This is a genomic window from Bradyrhizobium japonicum USDA 6 (genome assembly GCF_000284375.1).
Lineage (GTDB): Bacteria > Pseudomonadota > Alphaproteobacteria > Rhizobiales > Xanthobacteraceae > Bradyrhizobium > Bradyrhizobium japonicum.
Window position 1 is genome coordinate 4,623,231 of record NC_017249.1, and the last position, 19,838, is coordinate 4,643,068.

Consider the following 19,838-nt stretch of genomic DNA (forward strand, 5'->3'; position numbering starts at 1 on the left):
GCCGGCCTGCTCGGCGGAGCGTCGCTGCGCCGGCGCGAGAGCCATCCACTCGCGAATGACGGCGCGTCGAATTTTCGATTTTGGCATCGGATCAAATCCATGAGTTCCGGCGGATGGTCACGCGGCCTGCCGAAGGGGGATGGCCTCCGAACGTCGCGCCAGAAGCACGCTGCCGCAGGGATGCTCGGCGCCCTGCAGGACGACGAAGCCGCGCTTCGTCACCGCGGCACGCAAAGCTTCCTTTGCTGCCGCTTTCTGAGCGTCGAGCCAGATCACCAGCACGGCACGGCGACTGAGGAAGTCGTCGAGCCAATCCACCGTCGCATCGAGTGCGTGAAGCGTGCGCTTGCGCCAATCCACCAGCGCGACCTCGTATTGACCGGCCGGGAGGCCGCAATTGCCTGCCGCCGTCGCCAGCAGATATCCGCGACGATGCAACTCCATCATCAATTCCATGCTCTTCGCGCCGACCACGACGATGCGCTGCCGCGTTGAGCAGTTCGCGATGGCCATCATCGGATCGATAATCCTGTCGCTGACCCCTGAGTTCGACATTTTTTCACCAGTTCGCTACGCCGCGCGAGCTTGCGCGACGGTGCGGATATGGTGCCGGATGCTGTATGATTTCGAGATTGGCGCGATCGCGGTTGCATAGGATCGGCATAGGACCGGCCTCGGCCGCGGGCTGCCGGCAACTTATGCCGCGCTTATAAACAGACGATGCACTCCCCATCGCATTCAAATGCCGTCAGCGCCATTCTTTCGGCCCGCGCTTGCAATCGCGCCTTGCCTTGGAGACCAAAATGTCCGCTTACCGTGCATTGATCGTTGGGGTACACGATCGTCCCATCAGAATGATCCACATGGATTGCATCGACGACGAAGCCGCGATCAGCTCCGCGGAGCGGCTCGTCGACGGTCACGACGTGGAGCTCTGGCAGATGGATCGGCCTGTGGCCAGATTCGATTGCCGGTCCGGGACGATGCGCAGGAAGTAGGCCGGGATATTGCGGTGTGGGCAGGCCTCGCGTCTTGGGATGACGGAGCCAGTCGTGTCGTCATTGCGAACGTAGCGAAGCAATCCAGACTGTCACCGTGAAAAGATTCTGGAGTGCTTCGCTGCGCTCGCAGTGACGGTGTGGAGAAAACGCGTGCCACCCTTCGCTCGCGCGCAGCAGATGCCTCAATAGCCGCGCTTCCGCGTCTCGGTACCATCCATCTCCTCCGGCGCCATCGCCGCCCATGCGCTCGATGCGAACTGCCTTCGCCAGGTGACGATCACCACCGCCGCCGTGGTCACGAACAGCACCCAGGGGCTGACGAACCAGCCGAGATAGCCGAGTGCGAAGAAGAAGGCGCGCTGGCCGCGGTTGAAGTGGCGGCCGGCGGATTCGAACAGGCGCGAGGTGCGGATGACGTGGGCCTCGGCCTCGGGCGTATCGCGCCGGTCAGCCGGCGGCATGCCGCCGAACAGGATCGCGACATAATTGAACAGGCGATAGGCCCAGGCGAATTTGAAGAAGGCGTAGACGCAGATCAGCACGAGGCCGACGCATTTCAGCTCCCACAGCGCGGGCGAGGGGCTGAGATCGATCGGCAGCTTGGCGAGGATGGTGATGGCGTCGTTGGTGGCATGCAGCAATGCCAGCGCGCCGCCGAGCGCGAACAGGCTGGTGGACGCGAAGAAGGCGGTGCCGTTCTGGAGCGAGGCCATGATCTGCATGTCGACCATGCGGGTGTCGCGGTCGAGCAGGCGGCGGACCCAGACCTCGCGATAGCGGTTCATGCGCGCCGACAGGCTGTCGCGGCCATAGGCCGAGTGCTCCAGCGTCAGGGCATAGACCAGCCATTCGATGATGAAGAAGCCGACCGCGGTGATGTCGACCCAATGCCTGCCCATGTCTCACTCCTCGCGAAGATCGCAACGATTGCCACGCGCGGCCGGGTGCGGCAACGATTGATTGGCGGCAGGCGATGGCGCTAAAAGCAGCCGCATCCAGAGGACTCAGGGAAGGACCAGCGACATGGCCGCGCTCAAGCTCGCGATCGGAAACAAGAACTACTCGTCATGGTCGATGCGGCCATGGCTCGCACTGCGCGCCAATGACATCCCGTTCGTCGAGACCGTCATTCCGCTCTACACGGATAATCCCGCCGACAAGGATCAGATCCTGTCATTCAGCCGCGCCGGCAAGGTGCCGGTGCTGGTCGATGGCGACATCACGGTGTGGGATTCGCTCAGCATCATCGAGTACGTCGCCGAGCGCTATCCGGAAGCGAAGCTGTGGCCCGACGATGTCGCCGCCCGCGCGCACGCCCGTTCGGTGTGCGCCGAGATGCATTCCGGCTTCATGGCCTTGCGCAACGAATGCGGCATGAACCTGCACCGCCCCGTGGGCGCCGTGACGCTGTCGGCGGACGCCGAGGCCAACGTCGCGCGCGTGCAGGAGATCTGGCGGGAGTGCCGGGCGCGCTACGGTGCCAAGGGACCGTTCCTGTTCGGCCGCTTCGGTGCGGCGGATGCGATGTACGCCCCGGTCGTGCACCGTTTCCGCACCTACGCGATCGAGGTCACGCCGGAGACCAGGGCCTACATGGACACGATGATGGCGTTGCCGGCGTTCCAGGAATGGACCCGCGACGGGATCGCCGAAACGCTCGTCATCGAGAAATTCGAGAACGTCTAACCCGCGAATGTGATCGGGCGCCGCTTGACGATGTGCAAGCTGGCGGCGCTCAGTCGCCGCGGAAAGATCGCTTGGGAGAGGGCACGGTGATGGGAATTCTGGACTCGCTGGAAAACAACCCTGCGCTTCGCAGCGCGCTCGGCCAGCTCGGCGCCGCGGTCCTGCCGGCGGTGCTGAACGAGGTGCTCGGCAGCAACAACCAGAGTGGCCTCAGCGCAATCGTCGCCAAGCTCCAGCAGTCCGGTTTCGGTGATCAGGTCAAATCCTGGCTCGGCAATGGCCAGAACCTGCCGATCTCGGCCGACCAGCTCCGCGCGGTGCTCGGCAGCGACACCGTTCGCCAGCTCGCGGCGCGCTACAACATCCCGGTCGACCAGCTCGGCCAGATTCTGGCCCAGGAACTGCCCAAGGCCGTGGACCAGGCAAGCCCAGAGGGGCATCTGCCCCACACCGCCTGAGGGAGCCGGTTCCAGCGGTATCCTCCACCACCGGTTCCCGCACTATCGTCCTGAAAATACTGCTGGATCGGCCTATTTGCCATGCCTGTATACCGCTGGCCAAAACGTCGCATTGCGTGCTATATGTCACGCCGGGTTTTCAGCCGGTCCGTCGCAGTGGGACCCTGGGCACGGCCGGCGCTGTTTGAGTCATGGAGATGGGCGTTGAAGCATAAATTCCCCGTGGGAACGCGCGTACTGTTCACTGCCAGCAACGTCGCGCGCCCGGCTGCGAGTGGCTCATACGAGATCATCCGCCTGCTGCCGACGGATGGCGACGACTGCCAGTACCGCATCAAAAGTTCGACTGAAGCCTTCGAGCGCGTCGCCAAGGAAAGCCAGCTCGCCCAATCCTGACGGATGACGGTGCCGCGCGTTGACATCGCGGACGAATTCGCTTCGCTCGCCGTCAAAAGGCCCGCTTCGCCTCGACATGGTGAACCGGGGGCAGTTGCCGACTCGCGGGGGCTCGCTTTGACCATTCGCTCTTTGCTCGCGTGAGGGGACGTCGCGCATGAACTGGGCATGGGCCACTTCGTTCGACCAGATCGGGCGCGCGCAGGCCGTTCCGATGTGGATGATCCTGGTAGCCGCCGGCTTCCTCGGACTGGTTCTCCTGATCACGCTGCTGCGCGCCGAAAGGTCGGTTGCCAACGGCGCGCTGACCGTCATCACGCTGCTTTCCATTGCCATCGCGGTAGCTGCCACCGTGCGCGTCTACGGTCCGGTGGAGGAGGCGGCCCCGGGCGAGGCGCGCGCGCAGAGCGCGGTCGTCGCCAGCCTGCCGGCGCTGTCCTGTCTCGACGATCTCGCCGGCAATGCCGTGGCGATTGGTTGCGAGAAGGCGCTGTTCGGCTCGCCCGACGCGGCGGCCGCGGCCGTCTCCTACACCGCCGCGCGGATCGACCGGCTCACCGTGCTCGGCGATGCCGCGACCGCCGAGAAGAGCCTGACGCTGGACATGAAGGTGCTGCGCAAGGCGCTGGAGCGCGACCGCTACGGCCTCGTCGCGCAGGTGCTGGTCGCGCGCGACGGCTGTACGCAGTTCGACTGCCCCGCCTTCCGCTCGCTGACCGATCAGCAGCGGGTCGCCGCCAACATGGATTCCCATCTCTACGACACCCTGGTCGCGCGCTATGCGCCGGGCTGGAATGCACCCGCAACGGCGCCGGCGATGCCGGCCACCGCGGCGCTCGCCGGGATGCCGCCATCGATGCCGACGGGCAGGCCGACCAATGCGGAGTTCCCGAGCGCGTCATCGACGCCGCCGGTGAGCATCATGAATCCGGAGCCCACGGCGGCGGTGCGACAGGCCGCGCCTGCCGGAGGCGCAGCCTCGGCGCCGCGCGCGTCCGCTCCGGCCTCGGCGCAGGCCGCTGCTCCAGCGGCGCCGGCTGCGAAGAAGCCGCCGGCGCCGAAGGCCGCGCGTGCGCCGGCCGCAGCACCGGTTCCGCTCGCCCCGCCGGCTCCGGCCCCTGCGGCTGCGGATAACGAATAGTTCGGCATTCCAAATGCGTGGCTGCCCGGTTAATGCTGGGGGCATGCCGCTACATCTGATCAAGCTCGCCGTCGGCTGCGACTCCGTCAAGGAATTGAAGGGGTGGGTCGCCGAACGGATGCAGACCGCCAAGAAGAAGGGTCTGCCGCAACATCACATCCACATCACCCGCATGGTGCCCAAGCGCGACGCCGAGATCCTGGCGGGCGGATCGCTCTATTGGGTGATCAAGGGCGAGATCGCCGCGCGTGAAAAGATCATCGGCATCGAGCCGTTCCGCGACAAGGACGGCATCGGCCGTTGCCGGATCGTGATGCAGCCGAAGGTGATCTCGGTATCGCCGCGGCCGATGCGGCCGTTCCAGGGCTGGCGCTACCTCAGCGACGATTCCGTGCCGCCCGATCTCGGCAAGTCGGCCGCCGGCTCGATCGCGGCGATGCCGGAGCCGATGCGGCGCGAGCTGCGCGATCTCGGACTGCTCTGACGCGGCCGCTCTACAGCATGATCCGGAAAAGTGCGCAGCGGTTTTCCGGAAAGATCATGCTCAAACAAGAACCATGAAGCACGATGATCTCATCGCGCTTCATGGCGACGTGACGATGTGCAGCCGCGCCCAGTCGGACGGCGGCATCACGACCGGACGTCCGCCTTCGCCGATGGCGTCGATGATGTCGACCAGTTCGGGCTCGACGCCCATCTCGTGCAGGTACTTGCGATACTGCTCGCCAAAGATCGCCGTCAGGCTCTCGCGCTGTTCGGGCGCCACGTTGGGCGCGCGGCGATTGCGGATGGAGCGGCCGGCCAGCACCACCGTCGCACCTTGCGGGAGGCTGCGATGCACCCCGCCGGCGAGCATGAGGACGCACGCGAAATCGCACGCCGGATCCGGCAAGGACACCTTGGCATCGAGCGGTCCGCCCGGGCGCTTCAGCGCAAAACAATCGGCCTCCGGCTTGCCGGCGCAGGCCTCGACCTCGGTCGCGCCGGCGGTGGCATCCAGGCCGCGGTCGCGCAGGATGCGGCCCATGCTGACCGCAACATTGAGGTTGGAGCCGCCCCAGCTATGGATGACGAGCGGCAGCTTGTGTCCCGCCTGGCGATCGAGAATCGCGATCAGCCGCTTGTAGCTGTCCCATTGCACCGTGCCCTCGGCGGCGATCCAGTCGGAGCAGCCCGGTCCGCAGGCCCCGGCAGCGCCATGGGCAACGTAGAAGATCATCGCATCCGGCGGCGACCCGTACAGGCCGATCGGCGGGCGCTGTTGTGCCTGGGCGGCAGTCGCGGCGACAAGCGCCAGCCCGCCGTTCACGATCATCGTGCGGATGAATGACATGCCCCTGCCGGTCGGCTCGTTTGCTCGCCCCGATCATCCATCCGGGCGAGGCAACGCGCAAGATCGACCCTCGCGGGTTACACCGCGATATTGTCGATCAGCCGGGTCGTGCCGAGCTTGGCCGCCACCAGGATCCGCAGCGGGCCGTCCTTGCGCGAGGTGACCGGCGCGAGCGTCTCGGCATGGCGCGCCTCGAAATAGTCGAGCGCAAAGCCGGCCGCCGTGATCATCCCGGCGCCGCGCGCCATCGCGGATGCGATCGCTTCGCCGGCGCGAATGCGCCCGGCGCTGTCCTTCATGGCGCGGTACAGCGTGGTCGCGATCTGCCGCTCCTCCGGCGAAAGATAGACGTTGCGCGAAGACATCGCGAGCCCGTCGCGCTCGCGCACGGTGCGGGAGCCGGTCACCTTGACGCCGAGGTCGAGGTCGCGCGCCATCTGCGTCACCACCCGCAGCTGCTGAAAGTCCTTCTCGCCGAAGATCGCGACATCCGGCCGGCACTGCGTGAACAACTTGCCGACGACGGTGGCGACGCCGCCGAAGAAGTGCGGCCTGAAGCGGTCCTCGAGGCCGGCCAGCGCCGGCCCCTCCGGCACGATGCGGGTCGCAAAGCCTTCCGGATACATCGCCTCGGCGCCGGGGTGCCAGACGATGTCGACGTCCTCGGCGGCGAGCTTGGCGAGATCGGACTTCCAGGTGCGCGGGTAGGCACCAAAGTCCTCGGTCGGGGCGAACTGGGTCGGGTTGACGAAGATCGACACCACGACGCGACTCGCGCGCCGCTTGGCGAGGCGCACCAGCGACACATGCCCGTCATGGAGGGCCCCCATGGTCGGGACCAGCGCGATCGTGGCCTTTCGCTTGCGAAGATTGTCGACGGCGCGTCGCAAGGCGGGGACCGTGCGGGCGATCAAGGGGCTTCGTGACATCACGACTCGACAGGGTTGGGAATGGGAAGCGGGCGCGTCCCGGCGCCCGGCCGGCTAACCTTAACAAGCGCCGATCGTCGACGCCATGCATTCGGATGCGGCACAGCATCCCGCGTAGGCCGCGCACGATGTCGCGACATCGTGGGGTGGATCATCGACGCACAGCGGCGCTGCTAATCATGATGAAGAACGGCGCAGTGCGATTTGAAATTCATGTCACGCATTTCACTTGACCGCAGACGCGACCAACTTGAAGATATTCATCAGGGGTGTTGAGGATCGCTATGCTTGTGCAGGCTAGCCAAGGCCAATCCGGCTCGGCGCATGTTGTCGTGCTCGGCAACGAAAAAGGCGGCTCCGGCAAGTCGACCACCGCCCTGCACATCGCGGTCGCGCTGCTGAAGGCCGGCCAGCGCGTCGCCACCATCGACCTCGACTGCCGTCAGCAGAGCTTTACCCGCTACATCGGCAACCGTTCCGCCTGGGCGCGCCGCACCGGCCTCGGCCTCGAGCTGCCGGTGCATCGCTGCATCAAGCTCGGCGAGACCATGCAGATCGCCGAGAACGAGAATTCCGAGTTCCTGCAGTTCATGGAGGCGGTCTCGGCGGTCGAGAGCAATTTCGACTTCATCGTCATCGATACGCCGGGCACCGACAGCTATCTGATGCGCCTGGCGCACTCGATGGCCGACACGCTGGTCACGCCGATCAACGACAGCTTCCTCGATTTCGACGTGCTCGGCACCGTCGATCCCGCCAACTACGCAGTGACGGGCGAGAGCCACTATGCCGAGATGGTGCGGGACGTCAGGCGCAAGCGCCGCCAGCTCGACGGCTCCAGCACCGATTGGATCGTCGTGCGCAACCGCCTGTCGATGCTCGGCTCTCGCAACAAGCAGCTCGTCGCCGAGGGCCTCAAGGATTTGTCGCTGCGGCTCGGCTTCCGCTACGTCGACGGCTTCGCCGAGCGCGTCGTCTATCGCGAATTTTTTCCGCGCGGCCTGACCGCGCTCGACGAGATCGACGAGGCCACGCTCGGCATGCGGCCCAACCTTGGCCATCTCACTGCGCGGGAAGAGGTGACGGGCCTGCTCCGCCAGCTCAAGCTGCCGCTCGACGAACGCGGTCGCCGCCGTGCGGCAAATCGCGCCGAGTGGTTCAGCCAGGTCGACAAGCCGCTCGAGGTTCACGACATCCTCGGCGCCTGAGCCGGCGGTATATCGCTACTTCCAGTCGATTGAAGCTGCCGGTTCCCGCCGGAACTGAGGGCGGACTTAGCCGTTTCACCCTGTGTTTACCGTGAAATAGAACCAAATCGAGACCGGTTGCGCCGGATGGTGGCCTGCACCTGACGTAGCCGCCTAAGAACGGGATGCCCAAGAAACGTGTGCGCCGCACAATGAAAGGGCTGACGGATCACAATATTTAGCCTTCCTGTCACGCGGCTGTGACATATATTAGGGAATAGGCGACCAGGGGCCGAAGAGCCCCGGAAGAACACGATTTTCAACAGGGATTCAGGCCGCAAGAGCCTGAGGCTGAGGACGAAAATGAAGCGTGGAATTGCCGTTCTGGTTTCGGTCAGTGCCCTCTGCGGCGTCGCCTATTTCACGGCGAGCAAGTGGGCGATCAAGCACGAGACCATCACCTTCTACGACGCCTCGCGCGACAACCGTCCCGTGCCTGTCGATATCGCGGTTCGCCGCGACAAGGAAATGCAGGCCAATGCCGGCATGATCACGCTGCCGGTTGCCGTGATCAATCACGGCAACACCGTCAAGAATACCGAGTACGGCTTCCTCGCCAACATCTTCGCGGCGCGCGGCTACATGGTCGTGAGCCCGCAGCATGATTTGCCGACCGATCCTCCCATGGTCACCAAGCCCGGCGAGCTCTATGTCGGCCGGCTGCCGCAGATCCTGCGCGGCGTTGCCAACATCCATCTCGCCATGCAGGAGATGAAGAAGGTTCAGCCCAACGCCGATTACGACAGGGTGACGATGGTCGGCCACTCCATGGGCGGCGACATCACGATGTATTTCGCCAAGCAGTATCCGGATGAGGTCAAGAAGGTCGTCACGCTCGATAATCTGCGCGTGCCCTTCGTCACCGCCGGCAAGTTCAAGATCCTGTCGTTCCGTTCGCAGGATCCGCAGTTCAAGACCGACGCGGGTGTCATTCCGACCGACGAGGAATGCGAGAAGGCCGGCATCCAGGTCGTGAAGACCGAATTCCAGCACAACGACATGCGCGACACCGGTCCGGATGCGGCCAAGAATTCGATCCAGGGCATGCTCGACAAGTTCCTGACCGATACCGACAGCGGCGTGGCGCCGGTCGATACGCGCTCGGCCCCGCCCAATATCCTGGAGCCCGGTCCGGTCGCTCTGATGGCGCCTGCCAAGAGCTGACACCGACACAGGCTGACACCGACACCGCCGATCGTCTGCACGACCTGCAAAGCCTCCGCTGGCATCCGCCCGCGGAGGCTTTGCACATTGACCGGGCCGCAGGCGCTATCCACATTAGCCGCTCACGCAAGAAGCGAGCAGGGATGCCCGGCGAACCCGTCAAACCGCGTGGCCGTGATGCCGTCTCGGGCCAAACCGGCGGCACGCTGCCTCAAGCCAGCACCGCGGAGGACATCGCCGCGTTCGTCGCCAAGGCGCGTGCGCTGTCGCCGCATGCCCCCGGCGCGAAGGGGCGGCTGATTTTCGCGCTCGATGCGACGATGAGCCGGCAGCCGACCTGGGACATGGCCTGCGCGCTCCAGGCGGACATGTTCCGCGAGGCCGCAGCGATCGGCAGCCTCGACATCCGGCTCGTCTACTATCGCGGCTTGAACGAGTGTCGCGCCACGGGCTGGATCTCCGACAGCGCCAAGCTCGCGACGCTGATGAGCAAGATCGACTGTCGCGGCGGCGACACCCAGATCGGCAAGGTGCTGAGCGACGTGCGGCGCGAGGCGGTTGCTTCGGGCGTGCGTGCGGTCGTCTTCGTCGGCGATGCCATGGAGGAGAAGGTCGACGAGCTCTGCGCGATCGCCGGCGAGCTCGGGATGCTCAAGGTGCCCGTATTCGTGTTTCAGGAAGGCGCCGACGCGGTGGCCGAGCAGGCCTTTCGCGAGATCGCGCGGCTGACCGGCGGGGCCTGGTGCCGGTTCGATCCCGGCGCGGCGGCGCAGCTCCGCGAGCTGCTGCGCGCGGCCGCGGCTTATGCCGCTGGCGGCCGCGAGGCGCTGTTGAAACTCGCCAAGAGTGCGAGCGGTGCGGCCAAGCTGATCGGGCAGATGAAGTAGCGGTCCGCATCGAAGACGGACGCCATGCATTTTGCCGTGAGGGCGACTATATTCCGGCCATGACCCTGATCGCCGGCGCCGTCGCCGTTATCACGCTTTATCTGCTGCTCCAGATGTTCCGCTCCGCCAATCCGGCGGTGCTGGCGCGCATCATCAAGTTCGGTGGCGGCGTGGTGGCGCTCGCGGTCGCAGCGTTTACTGGCCTGCGGGGCGAGCTGGCGGTGGCGATCCCACTCGGGATTTTCGGCGCCGGGCTCCTGGGCTGGACGCCGCTGGCGAATGCCGGCTTCGGCAATATCGGCGGGCTGTTCGGCGGTGGCGCAACGCGCCCGGCCGGACAGGCCTCGCGCGTACGATCGCAATTCCTGGACATGCGGCTCGACCACGATTCAGGTCAGCTCGCGGGCCAGATCATCGCCGGCCCTCACGCCGGGCGCGATCTCGACGAGTTCGATCTCGCTGGCCTGCTGGCGATGGCTCCGGCGTTCGACGCCGAGAGCGTGGCCCTACTTGAAAGCTATCTGGACCGCCGGTTTCCCGCTTGGCGTCAGAACGCGCAGGGCGATGCGGCAGGGCGGCAGCGCCGCACGGCGCCGAGCGGCAAAATGACGGCGGAGGAAGCCTATCAGATCCTTGGCCTGCAGCCGGGCGCGGGGCGCGACGACATCAGCCGGGCGCACAAGTCCCTGATGAAGAAACTCCATCCCGACCAGGGGGGCTCGACGTATCTCGCTGCCCGTGTGAACGAGGCCAAGGATACTCTGCTTCGCACGCATAACGGCTAACTCCGGCACTACGCTACAAACGCCCGTACCGCGTAAGCTCCGCTTGCTCTGTCTGCCGTCGCCCCGATGCCCGCCTTTGTCGGCCTGGTCGATCCCTTGAGTAAAGTTTTAACCGTAAATCCTTGACGAGAGGTTGTCGCGGAACTGGCATCGCTGCATCCCCCAAACAAAAATGCCCGCGCAACGCGCGGGCATTTTGATTGGAGCGGTACGGCAATCAGTTGCGGACGGTGATGCAGGAGATGTCGGCGCGCTTCAGGGCGCGGCAGACGGCTTCGGCCTGGTCCCGCTCGAGCCCGGCGAAACGGGCCCGGTAAAGCTTGCGATTGTCCTTGGCGAGGACCGGCTCGGTGAACGGGTCGGCCTTGCTGAGCAGGCCGCGGGCCGAGCTGCGCGCGGCGTCGATGCGCTGCTGGGCTTCGTTCTCGCTCTCGAGTGCGCCGACCTGGACGATCCAGCCGCTATGGGTGACGACCGGCTTGGTGGTGGCGCTCATCTGGATCGGCTGAGGCACGGGATCGGCCGAAGCGAGCTTCGCAGCAGGCGGAGCGGGCGCGGCGGCCGTTGCGGCCGGCAGCACACCGAGGATGCCATTGCCGGTACCGAAGCCCGCCGGCTGACGGGGCATCTCGGCGCGGGCGAGCTCGGCCTTCGGCGTTTCCGGCTGGCTCGCCATCTCGGGCTTGTTGATGAGATCGGCGCGGGCGACGACGGCGCCGGAGGTTTCCGCGATGTCGGAGCGGGCCGCAACCGTGCTCGTGACCTGCGGTGCGACCTGAGCCGGGGCGGCGGAGGCGACCTTCACGGTGCCGGCCTTGACCTGAACAGTCTTCACCCGGACCGGCTTCATCGGCTCGGACGAGCCGGGGATGATGGAGAGCGGCTGGCTCGAGATCACGCCGTTGGTGAGCGGCGCCGGCTCGATCCTGGATTCGGTCGGCCTGACCTCGGGCTTGCTGGTGTCCGGCCTGGCTTGAGCTGGCGGCATCGCGGCGGTCGCAGCCGCCAGCGCTGAAAGGCGCGAGGCGAGGCGCTGCGGGGCCGTTTCGGGGGCAGGGGCGGCCGCAGCCTGCTGGACCTGCGAAGCGGGACGGGCCGGGGTCTCCGGTGCATCGGCGACATCGGTATTGGCGTCTGCGCCGTTGCGCTCGGTGACGGCGACGACGGTGTGGGTGGTCGCGCCCTTCTCGAGGTTCTCCGCGAGCAGGTTGCGCATGATGGCGTCGCGCGAGCCGCCGCTGCGGCCGCCGAGCACCACGCCGATCAGGTGGCGGTTGCCGCGGCGCATCGAGGTCACGAGGTTGAAGCCGGAGGCGCGGGTGTAGCCGGTCTTGATGCCGTCCACGCCCTCGACGCTGCCGAGCAGGTGGTTATGGTTGCGGATCGACTGTCCGCGCCAATTGAACGTCGAGGTCGCGAAATAGCGGTAGTAGCGCGGGAAGCGCTCCTGGATGGCGCGGCCGAGCGTGGCCTGGTCGCGCGCGGTCGTGACCTGCTCGTCGTTGGGAAGGCCGTTGGCGTTGCGGTAGACCGTCTTGGACATGCCGAGCGAGCGCGCCTTGCGCGTCATCATCGTGGCGAAGTCGTCCTCGTCGCCGGCGATCGCTTCCGCGATCACCACGGCTGCGTCATTGGCCGAGCGGGTGACGAGACCCTTGATCGCGTCCTCGACGCGGATGGTCTGGCCGGCGCGCAGGTTCAGCTTGGTCGGATCCTGATCGGCGGCGTGCTGCGACACCGGCATCTCGGTGTCGAGCTTCATCCTGCCGGACTCCAGGCGCTCGAACAGCAGATAGAGCGTCATGATCTTGGTGAGCGAGGCGGGATGGCGGATTCCGTCTGGGCTCGTTGCCTGGAGCACGGAGCCGGAATTGCCGTCGACGATGATCGATGCGAATTTCGGGCTGGAGCTCTCGGACACATCGCGCTGCACCCGGTGGTGCGCGTATTGGCGCCGGTGACGCCGTGCCTCGGCAGCATCGGTGAAGATGACTACGGCGGTGACCGTAAGAAGCCCGAAAACGCCAACCCGCGCCAAGCGCGAGGAAGACAAGTTTTTACGAAGCATGAAACCCCGTCCCCGTTTCTGACTTGATCACCGGCCCGTGGGGCGAAATTGTGCCCATAGGACCTGGGATCATTACCTGCTCAGGCTGTCCCTCCGCTGGTGTTCGCTGCGGGAAACGTTGGGCCTGAGCCGCTGTTCTGGCTAAGGTGATGTTCTCGAACGGCTTTTGACCATTCGCTGAAGCTGAACACGTCCAGGGAATCAGGGTAGGGGTCCGCGGTTTCCAAAAGCTTAAGGAACCATTGCGGGAAACCCCGGGAATTTCAGCGATTTGCATCTAATTTTGTGCGTCGCACAAGATTCTTGACTTTTTTGTGCGTTGCACTATTTTTGGGCGGAGTCAGGGAGCCGGGGCTTCCGGACCAGAGCCAGGGAAAAGGATTCCGAAATGTTCAAGGTTGAAGACTTTCAGAGCTACGGGAAAGAGCAGTTCGAGCAGTGCGTTGCTTCCGCGACCTCGATGCAGCATGGCCTCCAGGCGATCGCCAGCGCGTATGGCGACTACACCAAGAAGTCGTTCGAAGACACCAAGTCCTTCGTCGAGAAGCTTTCCGGCGTGAAGTCGCTGGACAAGGCCGTGGAAGCGCAGACCGACTTCGCCCGTTCCAGCTACGAGACCTTCGTTGCGGAATCGCAGAAGATCGCCGGCCTTTACAGCGACCTCGCCAAGCAGGCGTTCAAGCCGGTCGAGACCATCGTTTCGAAGTTCACCCCGGCTGCCAACTAACGTCCTCTGGAACTCCTGGAATCGAAAAGCCCGGCTGGTTCAGCCGGGCTTTTTTGTTGTCGCGACAGAGATCCGGTTCAGCGCGCCACGCGCAGCGTCGACAGCGACGTACCGACGTCAAGCCCACACGGTCTGACTCGCCGACATCACCGGACAGAGCGTGTCGATGCCGCTCGCGCAATGCTCGCCGCCTTGGCGTCGTCGTCGCGCAGCTTCTTCTGCCGCGTGTCGATCTGCGAGGCATTGCTGTACCACCAGCGATCTGCACATCGAGACCGCCGGCGAGGAGCACGAGGCCACTGAGCTGATCGACCAGGTTCTTCGCGGCCGTCTGCATCGCCGACATCTTGCCGTCCTGGGCCCATCGAGCCGGCGTTGTCGAGCCGCATGGCGACGCGCATGCGCACCAGGCGCCACGCGGTTGAACGGCAGCTCGATGGGACCGTAGAAAGCCGGAGGGATCCCGCGAAGCCGCCGCTGCCGCTTAACGGCCGGGTTCCTGGTCAAGATGTTCTAAACGGTGTGGGCCGAAACTTTTGTCAAATCGGTCCGGATTGACTAACCTTGGTCTGGATCGCCGGACCGGGAATCGGGACTGCCTCGACCATATCGGCCAGACCGTTGCACGCTTGCGGCGAGCCGGGGGCGGGCCCATATTCCCTACAATCGAGCCGGGCTTGACCGGACCGGTTGGAAGCGGTGATCCAACAAGGCGGCGCGCCCGTGCAAGCTCCGAAGGGCGGGGCCGCGCGGCTGACCGTCACTCGCTTCCGTGGGGAATTTGAACGCCTGAGCCATGCCGCACCCGACTTTCAGAGTAGACCTGTCCGCGCAAGCCGCTGCCCACGCTCCTCGTATGAGCAATGACGAGAACCGTTCGGGCGGACCGACGGGGCCGAATACGTCTGTCATCACCAAGGTCAAGCCGAAGACCAAACGGCCGAACCTGTATCGTGTGCTGATCCTGAACGACGACTACACGCCGATGGAATTCGTCGTCCATGTGCTGGAGAAGTTCTTCCAGAAGGACATCGAGGCCGCGACCAAGATCATGCTGCATGTCCATCATCACGGCATCGGCGAGTGCGGCGTATTCACCTACGAGATCGCCGAGACCAAGGTGACGCAGGTGATGGACTTCGCCCGCAAGCACCAGCATCCGCTGCAATGCGTGATGGAAAAGAAATAACTGCGCGTTCACATCCAGAGTTGTTTAGATCGGTTCTGTTCGTGCGGTATGTGACGGCAGCACATCCTGCTGCGTGAGCCTGCGAAAATCAGCGGCGTCAATCCTGCCCAAATGGGTAGTTCTGCCCAAATCGGAACGGGTTTTGCATCGAGCATGCCGTGGGCGCGTAATGCCCATTTGAGTCGCGGAACCGGTCTTTCGCCGCGGTCTTGTATAACTATATGTGACAAAGGTTGTTGTTGCCTGACCGGGCGATGGCGATCATGATGGTGGGGGCCATAGAGGACGCGAATGCCGACTTTTTCCCAAAGCCTTGAACAATCCCTGCATCGTGCGCTGGCGATCGCAAACGAGCGTCATCACCAATACGCGACGCTCGAGCATCTCTTGCTCTCCCTGATCGACGACTCCGATGCAGCCGCCGTCATGCGCGCCTGTAGCGTCGATCTCGACAAGCTCCGCACGAGCCTCGTCAATTATCTTGAGACCGAATTCGAGAATCTGGTGACGGATGGCGCCGACGACGCCAAGCCGACCGCCGGTTTCCAGCGCGTGATCCAGCGCGCGGTGATCCACGTGCAGTCGTCCGGCCGCGAAGAGGTGACCGGCGCCAACGTGCTGATCGCGATCTTCGCCGAACGCGAGAGCCATGCCGCGTACTTCCTGCAGGAGCAGGACATGACGCGCTATGACGCCGTCAACTACATTAGCCACGGCATCGCCAAGCGGCCGGGCGTCTCCGAGGCGCGGCCGGTGCGCGGCGTCGACGAGGAGACCGAGGCAAAGGGTACCGAGGACGCCAAGAAGAAGGGCGAAGCGCTCGAGACCTATTGCGTCAACCTCAACAAGAAGGCGCGCGACGGCAAGATCGATCCGGTGATCGGACGCAATTCCGAGATCAACCGGGCGATCCAGGTGCTGTGCCGCCGGCAGAAGAACAACCCGCTGTTCGTGGGCGAGGCCGGCGTCGGCAAGACCGCGATCGCGGAGGGCCTGGCCAAGCGCATCGTCGACAGCGAGGTGCCGGAGGTCCTTGCGGCTGCGACCGTGTTCTCGCTCGACATGGGCACGCTGCTCGCAGGCACCCGCTATCGCGGCGACTTCGAGGAGCGCCTGAAGCAGGTGCTGAAGGAGCTCGAAGCGCATCCCAACGCCATCCTGTTCATCGACGAGATCCACACCGTGATCGGTGCGGGCGCGACGTCCGGCGGGGCGATGGATGCGTCGAACCTGCTCAAGCCGGCGCTTGCCTCGGGCACGATCCGCTGCATGGGCTCGACCACCTACAAGGAATACCGCCAGCACTTCGAGAAGGACCGCGCGCTGGTGCGGCGCTTCCAGAAGATCGACATCAACGAGCCGACGGTCGAGGACGCGATCGCGATCCTCAAGGGTCTCAAGCCTTACTTCGAGGACTACCATCGGCTGAAGTACACCAACGAGGCGATCGAGGCGGCGGTGCAGCTCTCCTCGCGCTACATCCATGACCGCAAGCTGCCCGACAAGGCGATCGACGTGATCGACGAGTCAGGTGCGGCGCAGATGCTGGTGGCCGAGAACAAGCGCAAGAAGACCATCGGCATCAAGGAGATCGAGACCACGATCGCGTCGATGGCGCGGATCCCGCCGAAGAGCGTGTCGAAGGACGATGCCGAGGTGCTCAAGCATCTCGAGCAGACCCTGAAGCGCACCGTGTTCGGTCAGGACAAGGCGATCGAGTCGCTCGCCGCATCGATCAAGCTGGCGCGTGCCGGCCTGCGCGAGCCGGAGAAGCCGATCGGCTGCTATTTGTTCTCGGGTCCGACCGGCGTCGGCAAGACCGAGGTGGCAAAGCAGCTCGCGGCGTCGCTCGGCGTCGAGCTGTTGCGCTTCGACATGTCCGAATACATGGAGCGGCACACCGTGTCGCGCCTGATCGGCGCGCCTCCCGGCTATGTCGGCTTCGACCAGGGCGGTCTGCTCACTGACGGCGTCGACCAGCATCCGCATTGCGTGGTTCTGCTCGACGAAATCGAGAAGGCGCATCCCGACCTCTACAACGTGCTGCTCCAGATCATGGATCACGGCCGGCTCACCGACCACAACGGCAAGCAGGTCAACTTCCGCAACGTGATCCTGATCATGACCACAAACGCGGGTGCTTCGGATCTCGCCAAGCAGGCGTTCGGCTTCACGCGCTCGAAGCGGGAAGGCGACGACCACGAGGCGATCAACCGGCAGTTCGCGCCGGAATTCCGCAACCGTCTCGATGCCATCGTCTCGTTCGGCCATCTCAGCGTCGAGGTGATCGGTACGGTCGTGGAGAAGTTCGTGCTGCAGCTCGAGGCTCAGCTCGGCGATCGCGACGTCACCATCGAACTGTCCGAGCCCGCCAAGACCTGGCTGGTCCAGCATGGTTACGACGAGCAGATGGGCGCACGGCCAATGGCCCGCGTCATCCAGGAGCACATCAAGAAGCCGCTGGCCGACGAGGTGCTGTTCGGCAAGCTCAAGGGTGGCGGCCACGTTCGCGTCGTCCTGGTCAAGGACGAGGCCGACGAGACCAAGGACAAGATCGGGTTCGAGTTCCTCGACGGTCCGATCACGCCGAAGCAGGAGAAGCTGCCCGGCGCACGCAAGCGTCCGCCGGGCAAGTCCAAGCCGGGCGGTGGCGGCTCCGGCGGCTCGAAGGGGCCGACCTCGAAGGGCCCGCTGGTCAAGGCTTGATTGCGAGCGATATGAATTGAAAAGGCCGGCTGAAAAGCCGGCCTTTTTGTTGGCGTGGCTGTTGCGAGGCGCTAGGTGCCGGTGTCGGGCGCAGGCGCCGCCGGCCGCGGCTTCTTCGGTGCGGGTGGCCGTGCGCGGGCGGGAGCTGACGGCTGCATGGTCACGATGACAGGGTTTGGCTTGTGATCGGTTGCCGCCCCGGTGGCAGCATCGACGCCCATGCCGACGACACCGCCGAGCAAGAGATTTCCGGCAAAGCCGGCGGCCCCGGAGGTCGGTATGTCCCGGCTGAGCGGCACGATCTGCGGTTCATAGCCTTCCTTCTGGAAGGTGATCGAGATGTCGGCGTTCCGCTTGACGACCACGGAGCACGGCGTCGTGCAGGTGGTCGGAACTTCCATTCCGCTGACGACGGCTTCCACGCCCGACGGTGTCGATGAGATGCTGATGTTTTCGGTCGTGCCGCGCGTGACAGACGCGCAGCCGCCCAGCATGACGCTGAGCGCCGCAATTCCAAATGAACGCATGAAATGCCCCTTATTCCCCGCGTCAATGAAGCGCAACCGGAGCGGGAGGGCAATACGTCATTGGTCCAGATAGTTAAGCCACGCACAAGTTGCGCGTAAGGGCAGCAGAACCTGGGCGTGAGCTATTCGCCGCGCAGGCGCTGGTCGTCCTGCACCCGGACGTGCTCGGCGCCGCGCGCGCCCGCGGGGGACAGCCGCAGCATGCTCAGCGCTGCACCGCACAGCGCAAATCCGACGCCGACAAGGAGCGCGATCCTGGTTCCCTCGGTCGGATAGCGGCCGAGCAGCAGCGCCACCAGCGCCGCGCCGGTGGTCTGGCCGAGCAGGCGCGCCGTGCCCAGCATGCCGCTGGCGCCGCCGGCGCGCTCGCGCGGGGCGGCCGCGATCATCGTGCGGTTGTTGGGGGTCTGGAACAGGCCGAAGCCGGCCCCCGCCAGCGCCATCCGCCAGATCACGTCGAGTGGTGTCGGGCTTGCAGGCAGGAAGGCGAGTGCGCCGAGGCCGCAGGCAAACAGCGTGAGCCCGATGCCGCCGAGCAGGCCGGCCGGATAATGCTCGACCAAGCGGCCGGCGAGCGGGGCTGCGAACGCCACCGCGATCGGCCAGGGCGTGATCAGGAGCCCCATATGCACCGCCGAATAGCCGAAGCGGCTCTGGAGGTAGAAGGGGATCGCTACGAAGGCCAGCATCTGTCCGCAGAATGAGGCGATCGAGGTCGCGATCGACAGCGCGAACACCGGGATGCGCAACAGGTCGACCGGCAGCAGTGGCGAGGTCATGTGGGTTTCGCGGTAGATCAGCAGCGCGCCCGCGACGATGGCGATGGCGAATTGAACGAGACAGGTGATGGCGGCCTCGCCATGACCGACGCTGTCGACGGCCGCGATGCCGACGCCGAACGTGATCGCGGACAGGCCTGCGCTCTGCCAGTCAAAGGAACGGCTGGCGGGTTTTGTGTGCGGCAGGCTGCGCAGGCCGAGCACCAGTGTCGCTGCACCGAGCGGCACGTTGATGGCGAACAGCCAGGGCCAGGTTCCGACCGCCAGGATGCCCGCGGCGAGCGTCGGGCCGACCGCGGCCGAGAAGGCGACGACGAGCGCGTTGATCCCGATGCCGCGACCGAGCTGGCTCCGTGGGTAGGTGAAGCGCACCAGTGCCGCGTTGACGCTCATGATGCCGGCGGCGCCAAATCCCTGGATGATGCGCGCGATCGTCAGCAACGGCAGCGTATGCGCCAGCGCGCAGAAGGCGGATGCGAGGGTGAACAGGACGAGCCCAGCCAGATAGACGCGGCGATAGCCGACGATCTCGCCGAGCGATGCCAGCGGCAGCAGCGAGATCGTGATCGCGAGCTGGTAGCCATTGACGATCCAGATCGAGAAGGCCGGGCTCGCATCGAGGTCGGCTGCGATCGTCGGCAGCGCCACGTTGGCGATGGCGCTGTCGACGACCGCCATGATGATGCCGAGCGCAATCGTCAGCACCGCCTGGTTGCGCTGCGGCTGCGGCAGGCCGTCGGCATGCTCGATCGGTGCAGACGACATGATGGAGGCGCGCCTGATTGGAGCCGTGAGTCATCCCCGAATTAGGAAAT

Annotated in this window: 21 protein-coding genes; 13 read left to right on the top strand and 8 right to left on the bottom strand. The window is 65.2% G+C overall.

Features of this window, described 5'->3' with window-relative positions:
• Positions 1-117 precede the first annotated feature (117 nt).
• Positions 118-516 carry a hypothetical protein gene (locus BJ6T_RS21830; protein ID WP_039227953.1) on the bottom strand — a complete coding sequence of 133 codons (399 nt, stop codon included), beginning with the start codon at positions 514-516 and terminating at the stop codon, positions 118-120.
• Here BJ6T_RS21830 and BJ6T_RS47345 point away from each other — a divergent pair.
• A complete protein-coding gene (locus BJ6T_RS47345) occupies positions 506-655 on the top strand; it encodes a hypothetical protein (protein ID WP_155256730.1) in 150 nt (49 codons plus the stop codon). The two genes, BJ6T_RS21830 and BJ6T_RS47345, sit on opposite strands and share 11 nt — an antisense overlap.
• A 52-nt stretch (positions 656-707) precedes the next feature.
• Here the strand turns inward: BJ6T_RS47345 and BJ6T_RS47350 are convergent, their stop codons facing one another.
• Complete coding sequence (locus BJ6T_RS47350) at positions 708-923, bottom strand: hypothetical protein (RefSeq protein ID WP_155256729.1); 216 nt, start codon at positions 921-923, stop codon at positions 708-710.
• A gap of 260 nt (positions 924-1,183) precedes the next feature.
• A complete protein-coding gene (locus BJ6T_RS21840; RefSeq protein WP_014494640.1) occupies positions 1,184-1,900 on the bottom strand; it encodes a DUF599 domain-containing protein in 717 nt (238 codons plus the stop codon).
• Positions 1,901-2,024: 124 nt separating this feature from the next.
• Between BJ6T_RS21840 and BJ6T_RS21845 the strand changes: the two genes are divergently transcribed.
• The 5 genes from BJ6T_RS21845 (at position 2,025) to BJ6T_RS21865 (ending at position 5,166) form a co-directional block, all read left to right on the top strand.
• Positions 2,025-2,687 (top strand): glutathione S-transferase family protein, encoded by a 663-nt coding sequence (locus BJ6T_RS21845; RefSeq protein WP_014494641.1) that lies wholly within the window; start codon positions 2,025-2,027, stop codon positions 2,685-2,687.
• Between the two features lie 89 nt (positions 2,688-2,776).
• The gene (locus BJ6T_RS21850) at positions 2,777-3,145 is read left to right on the top strand and encodes a YidB family protein (RefSeq protein WP_014494642.1); all 369 of its coding nucleotides are present in this window, start codon (positions 2,777-2,779) and stop codon (positions 3,143-3,145) included.
• A 204-nt stretch (positions 3,146-3,349) separates the two neighbouring features.
• Positions 3,350-3,541 (top strand): hypothetical protein, encoded by a 192-nt coding sequence (locus BJ6T_RS21855; protein WP_014494643.1) that lies wholly within the window; start codon positions 3,350-3,352, stop codon positions 3,539-3,541.
• Positions 3,542-3,698: 157 nt separating this feature from the next.
• The gene (locus BJ6T_RS21860) at positions 3,699-4,682 is read left to right on the top strand and encodes a hypothetical protein (RefSeq protein WP_014494644.1); all 984 of its coding nucleotides are present in this window, start codon (positions 3,699-3,701) and stop codon (positions 4,680-4,682) included.
• Positions 4,683-4,725: 43 nt separating this feature from the next.
• Positions 4,726-5,166, top strand: coding sequence for a DUF1489 family protein (locus tag BJ6T_RS21865; protein WP_028155001.1), 441 nt, complete (start codon positions 4,726-4,728; stop codon positions 5,164-5,166).
• A gap of 99 nt (positions 5,167-5,265) precedes the next feature.
• Here the strand turns inward: BJ6T_RS21865 and BJ6T_RS21870 are convergent, their stop codons facing one another.
• Positions 5,266-6,015 carry a COG3904 family protein gene (locus BJ6T_RS21870; RefSeq protein ID WP_014494646.1) on the bottom strand — a complete coding sequence of 250 codons (750 nt, stop codon included), beginning with the start codon at positions 6,013-6,015 and terminating at the stop codon, positions 5,266-5,268.
• A gap of 77 nt (positions 6,016-6,092) precedes the next feature.
• Positions 6,093-6,944, bottom strand: coding sequence for a pantoate--beta-alanine ligase (panC, locus tag BJ6T_RS21875; protein WP_028169897.1), 852 nt, complete (start codon positions 6,942-6,944; stop codon positions 6,093-6,095).
• 284 nt (positions 6,945-7,228) lie between these two features.
• Here panC and BJ6T_RS21880 point away from each other — a divergent pair, with 284 nt between their 5' ends.
• The 4 genes from BJ6T_RS21880 (at position 7,229) to BJ6T_RS21895 (ending at position 11,027) form a co-directional block, all read left to right on the top strand.
• On the top strand, positions 7,229-8,152 hold the full coding sequence (locus BJ6T_RS21880; RefSeq protein WP_014494648.1) for a division plane positioning ATPase MipZ: 924 nt from the start codon (positions 7,229-7,231) through the stop codon (positions 8,150-8,152).
• 342 nt (positions 8,153-8,494) lie between these two features.
• Complete coding sequence (locus BJ6T_RS21885; RefSeq protein WP_014494649.1) at positions 8,495-9,355, top strand: alpha/beta fold hydrolase; 861 nt, start codon at positions 8,495-8,497, stop codon at positions 9,353-9,355.
• 143 nt (positions 9,356-9,498) lie between these two features.
• Positions 9,499-10,242: a vWA domain-containing protein gene (locus tag BJ6T_RS21890; RefSeq protein ID WP_028169896.1), complete on the top strand. Its 744-nt coding sequence runs from the start codon at positions 9,499-9,501 to the stop codon at positions 10,240-10,242.
• Positions 10,243-10,301: 59 nt separating this feature from the next.
• Positions 10,302-11,027 carry a DnaJ domain-containing protein gene (locus BJ6T_RS21895; RefSeq protein ID WP_014494651.1) on the top strand — a complete coding sequence of 242 codons (726 nt, stop codon included), beginning with the start codon at positions 10,302-10,304 and terminating at the stop codon, positions 11,025-11,027.
• Between the two features lie 217 nt (positions 11,028-11,244).
• Here the strand turns inward: BJ6T_RS21895 and BJ6T_RS21900 are convergent, their stop codons facing one another.
• Positions 11,245-13,095 (bottom strand): D-alanyl-D-alanine carboxypeptidase, encoded by a 1,851-nt coding sequence (locus tag BJ6T_RS21900; protein WP_014494652.1) that lies wholly within the window; start codon positions 13,093-13,095, stop codon positions 11,245-11,247.
• A 388-nt stretch (positions 13,096-13,483) separates the two neighbouring features.
• On the opposite strand from BJ6T_RS21900, the gene BJ6T_RS21905 reads away from it, so the two are divergent.
• The 3 genes from BJ6T_RS21905 to clpA all read left to right on the top strand — a co-directional run bounded on the left by BJ6T_RS21905 (position 13,484) and on the right by clpA (position 17,717).
• Positions 13,484-13,822 (top strand): phasin family protein, encoded by a 339-nt coding sequence (locus BJ6T_RS21905; RefSeq protein WP_014494653.1) that lies wholly within the window; start codon positions 13,484-13,486, stop codon positions 13,820-13,822.
• An 856-nt stretch (positions 13,823-14,678) separates the two neighbouring features.
• Positions 14,679-15,011, top strand: a complete 333-nt coding sequence (gene clpS, locus BJ6T_RS21910) for an ATP-dependent Clp protease adapter ClpS (RefSeq protein ID WP_014494655.1) — start codon at positions 14,679-14,681, stop codon at positions 15,009-15,011.
• Positions 15,012-15,302: 291 nt separating this feature from the next.
• A complete protein-coding gene (gene clpA / locus BJ6T_RS21915; protein ID WP_014494656.1) occupies positions 15,303-17,717 on the top strand; it encodes an ATP-dependent Clp protease ATP-binding subunit ClpA in 2,415 nt (804 codons plus the stop codon).
• A 71-nt stretch (positions 17,718-17,788) separates the two neighbouring features.
• Here the strand turns inward: clpA and BJ6T_RS21920 are convergent, their stop codons facing one another.
• Both BJ6T_RS21920 and BJ6T_RS21925 read right to left on the bottom strand, forming a co-directional pair.
• Positions 17,789-18,244, bottom strand: a complete 456-nt coding sequence (locus tag BJ6T_RS21920) for a PEGA domain-containing protein (RefSeq protein ID WP_014494657.1) — start codon at positions 18,242-18,244, stop codon at positions 17,789-17,791.
• A 122-nt stretch (positions 18,245-18,366) separates the two neighbouring features.
• On the bottom strand, positions 18,367-19,788 hold the full coding sequence (locus BJ6T_RS21925) for an MFS transporter (protein ID WP_014494658.1): 1,422 nt from the start codon (positions 19,786-19,788) through the stop codon (positions 18,367-18,369).
• Positions 19,789-19,838: the final 50 nt, after the last annotated feature.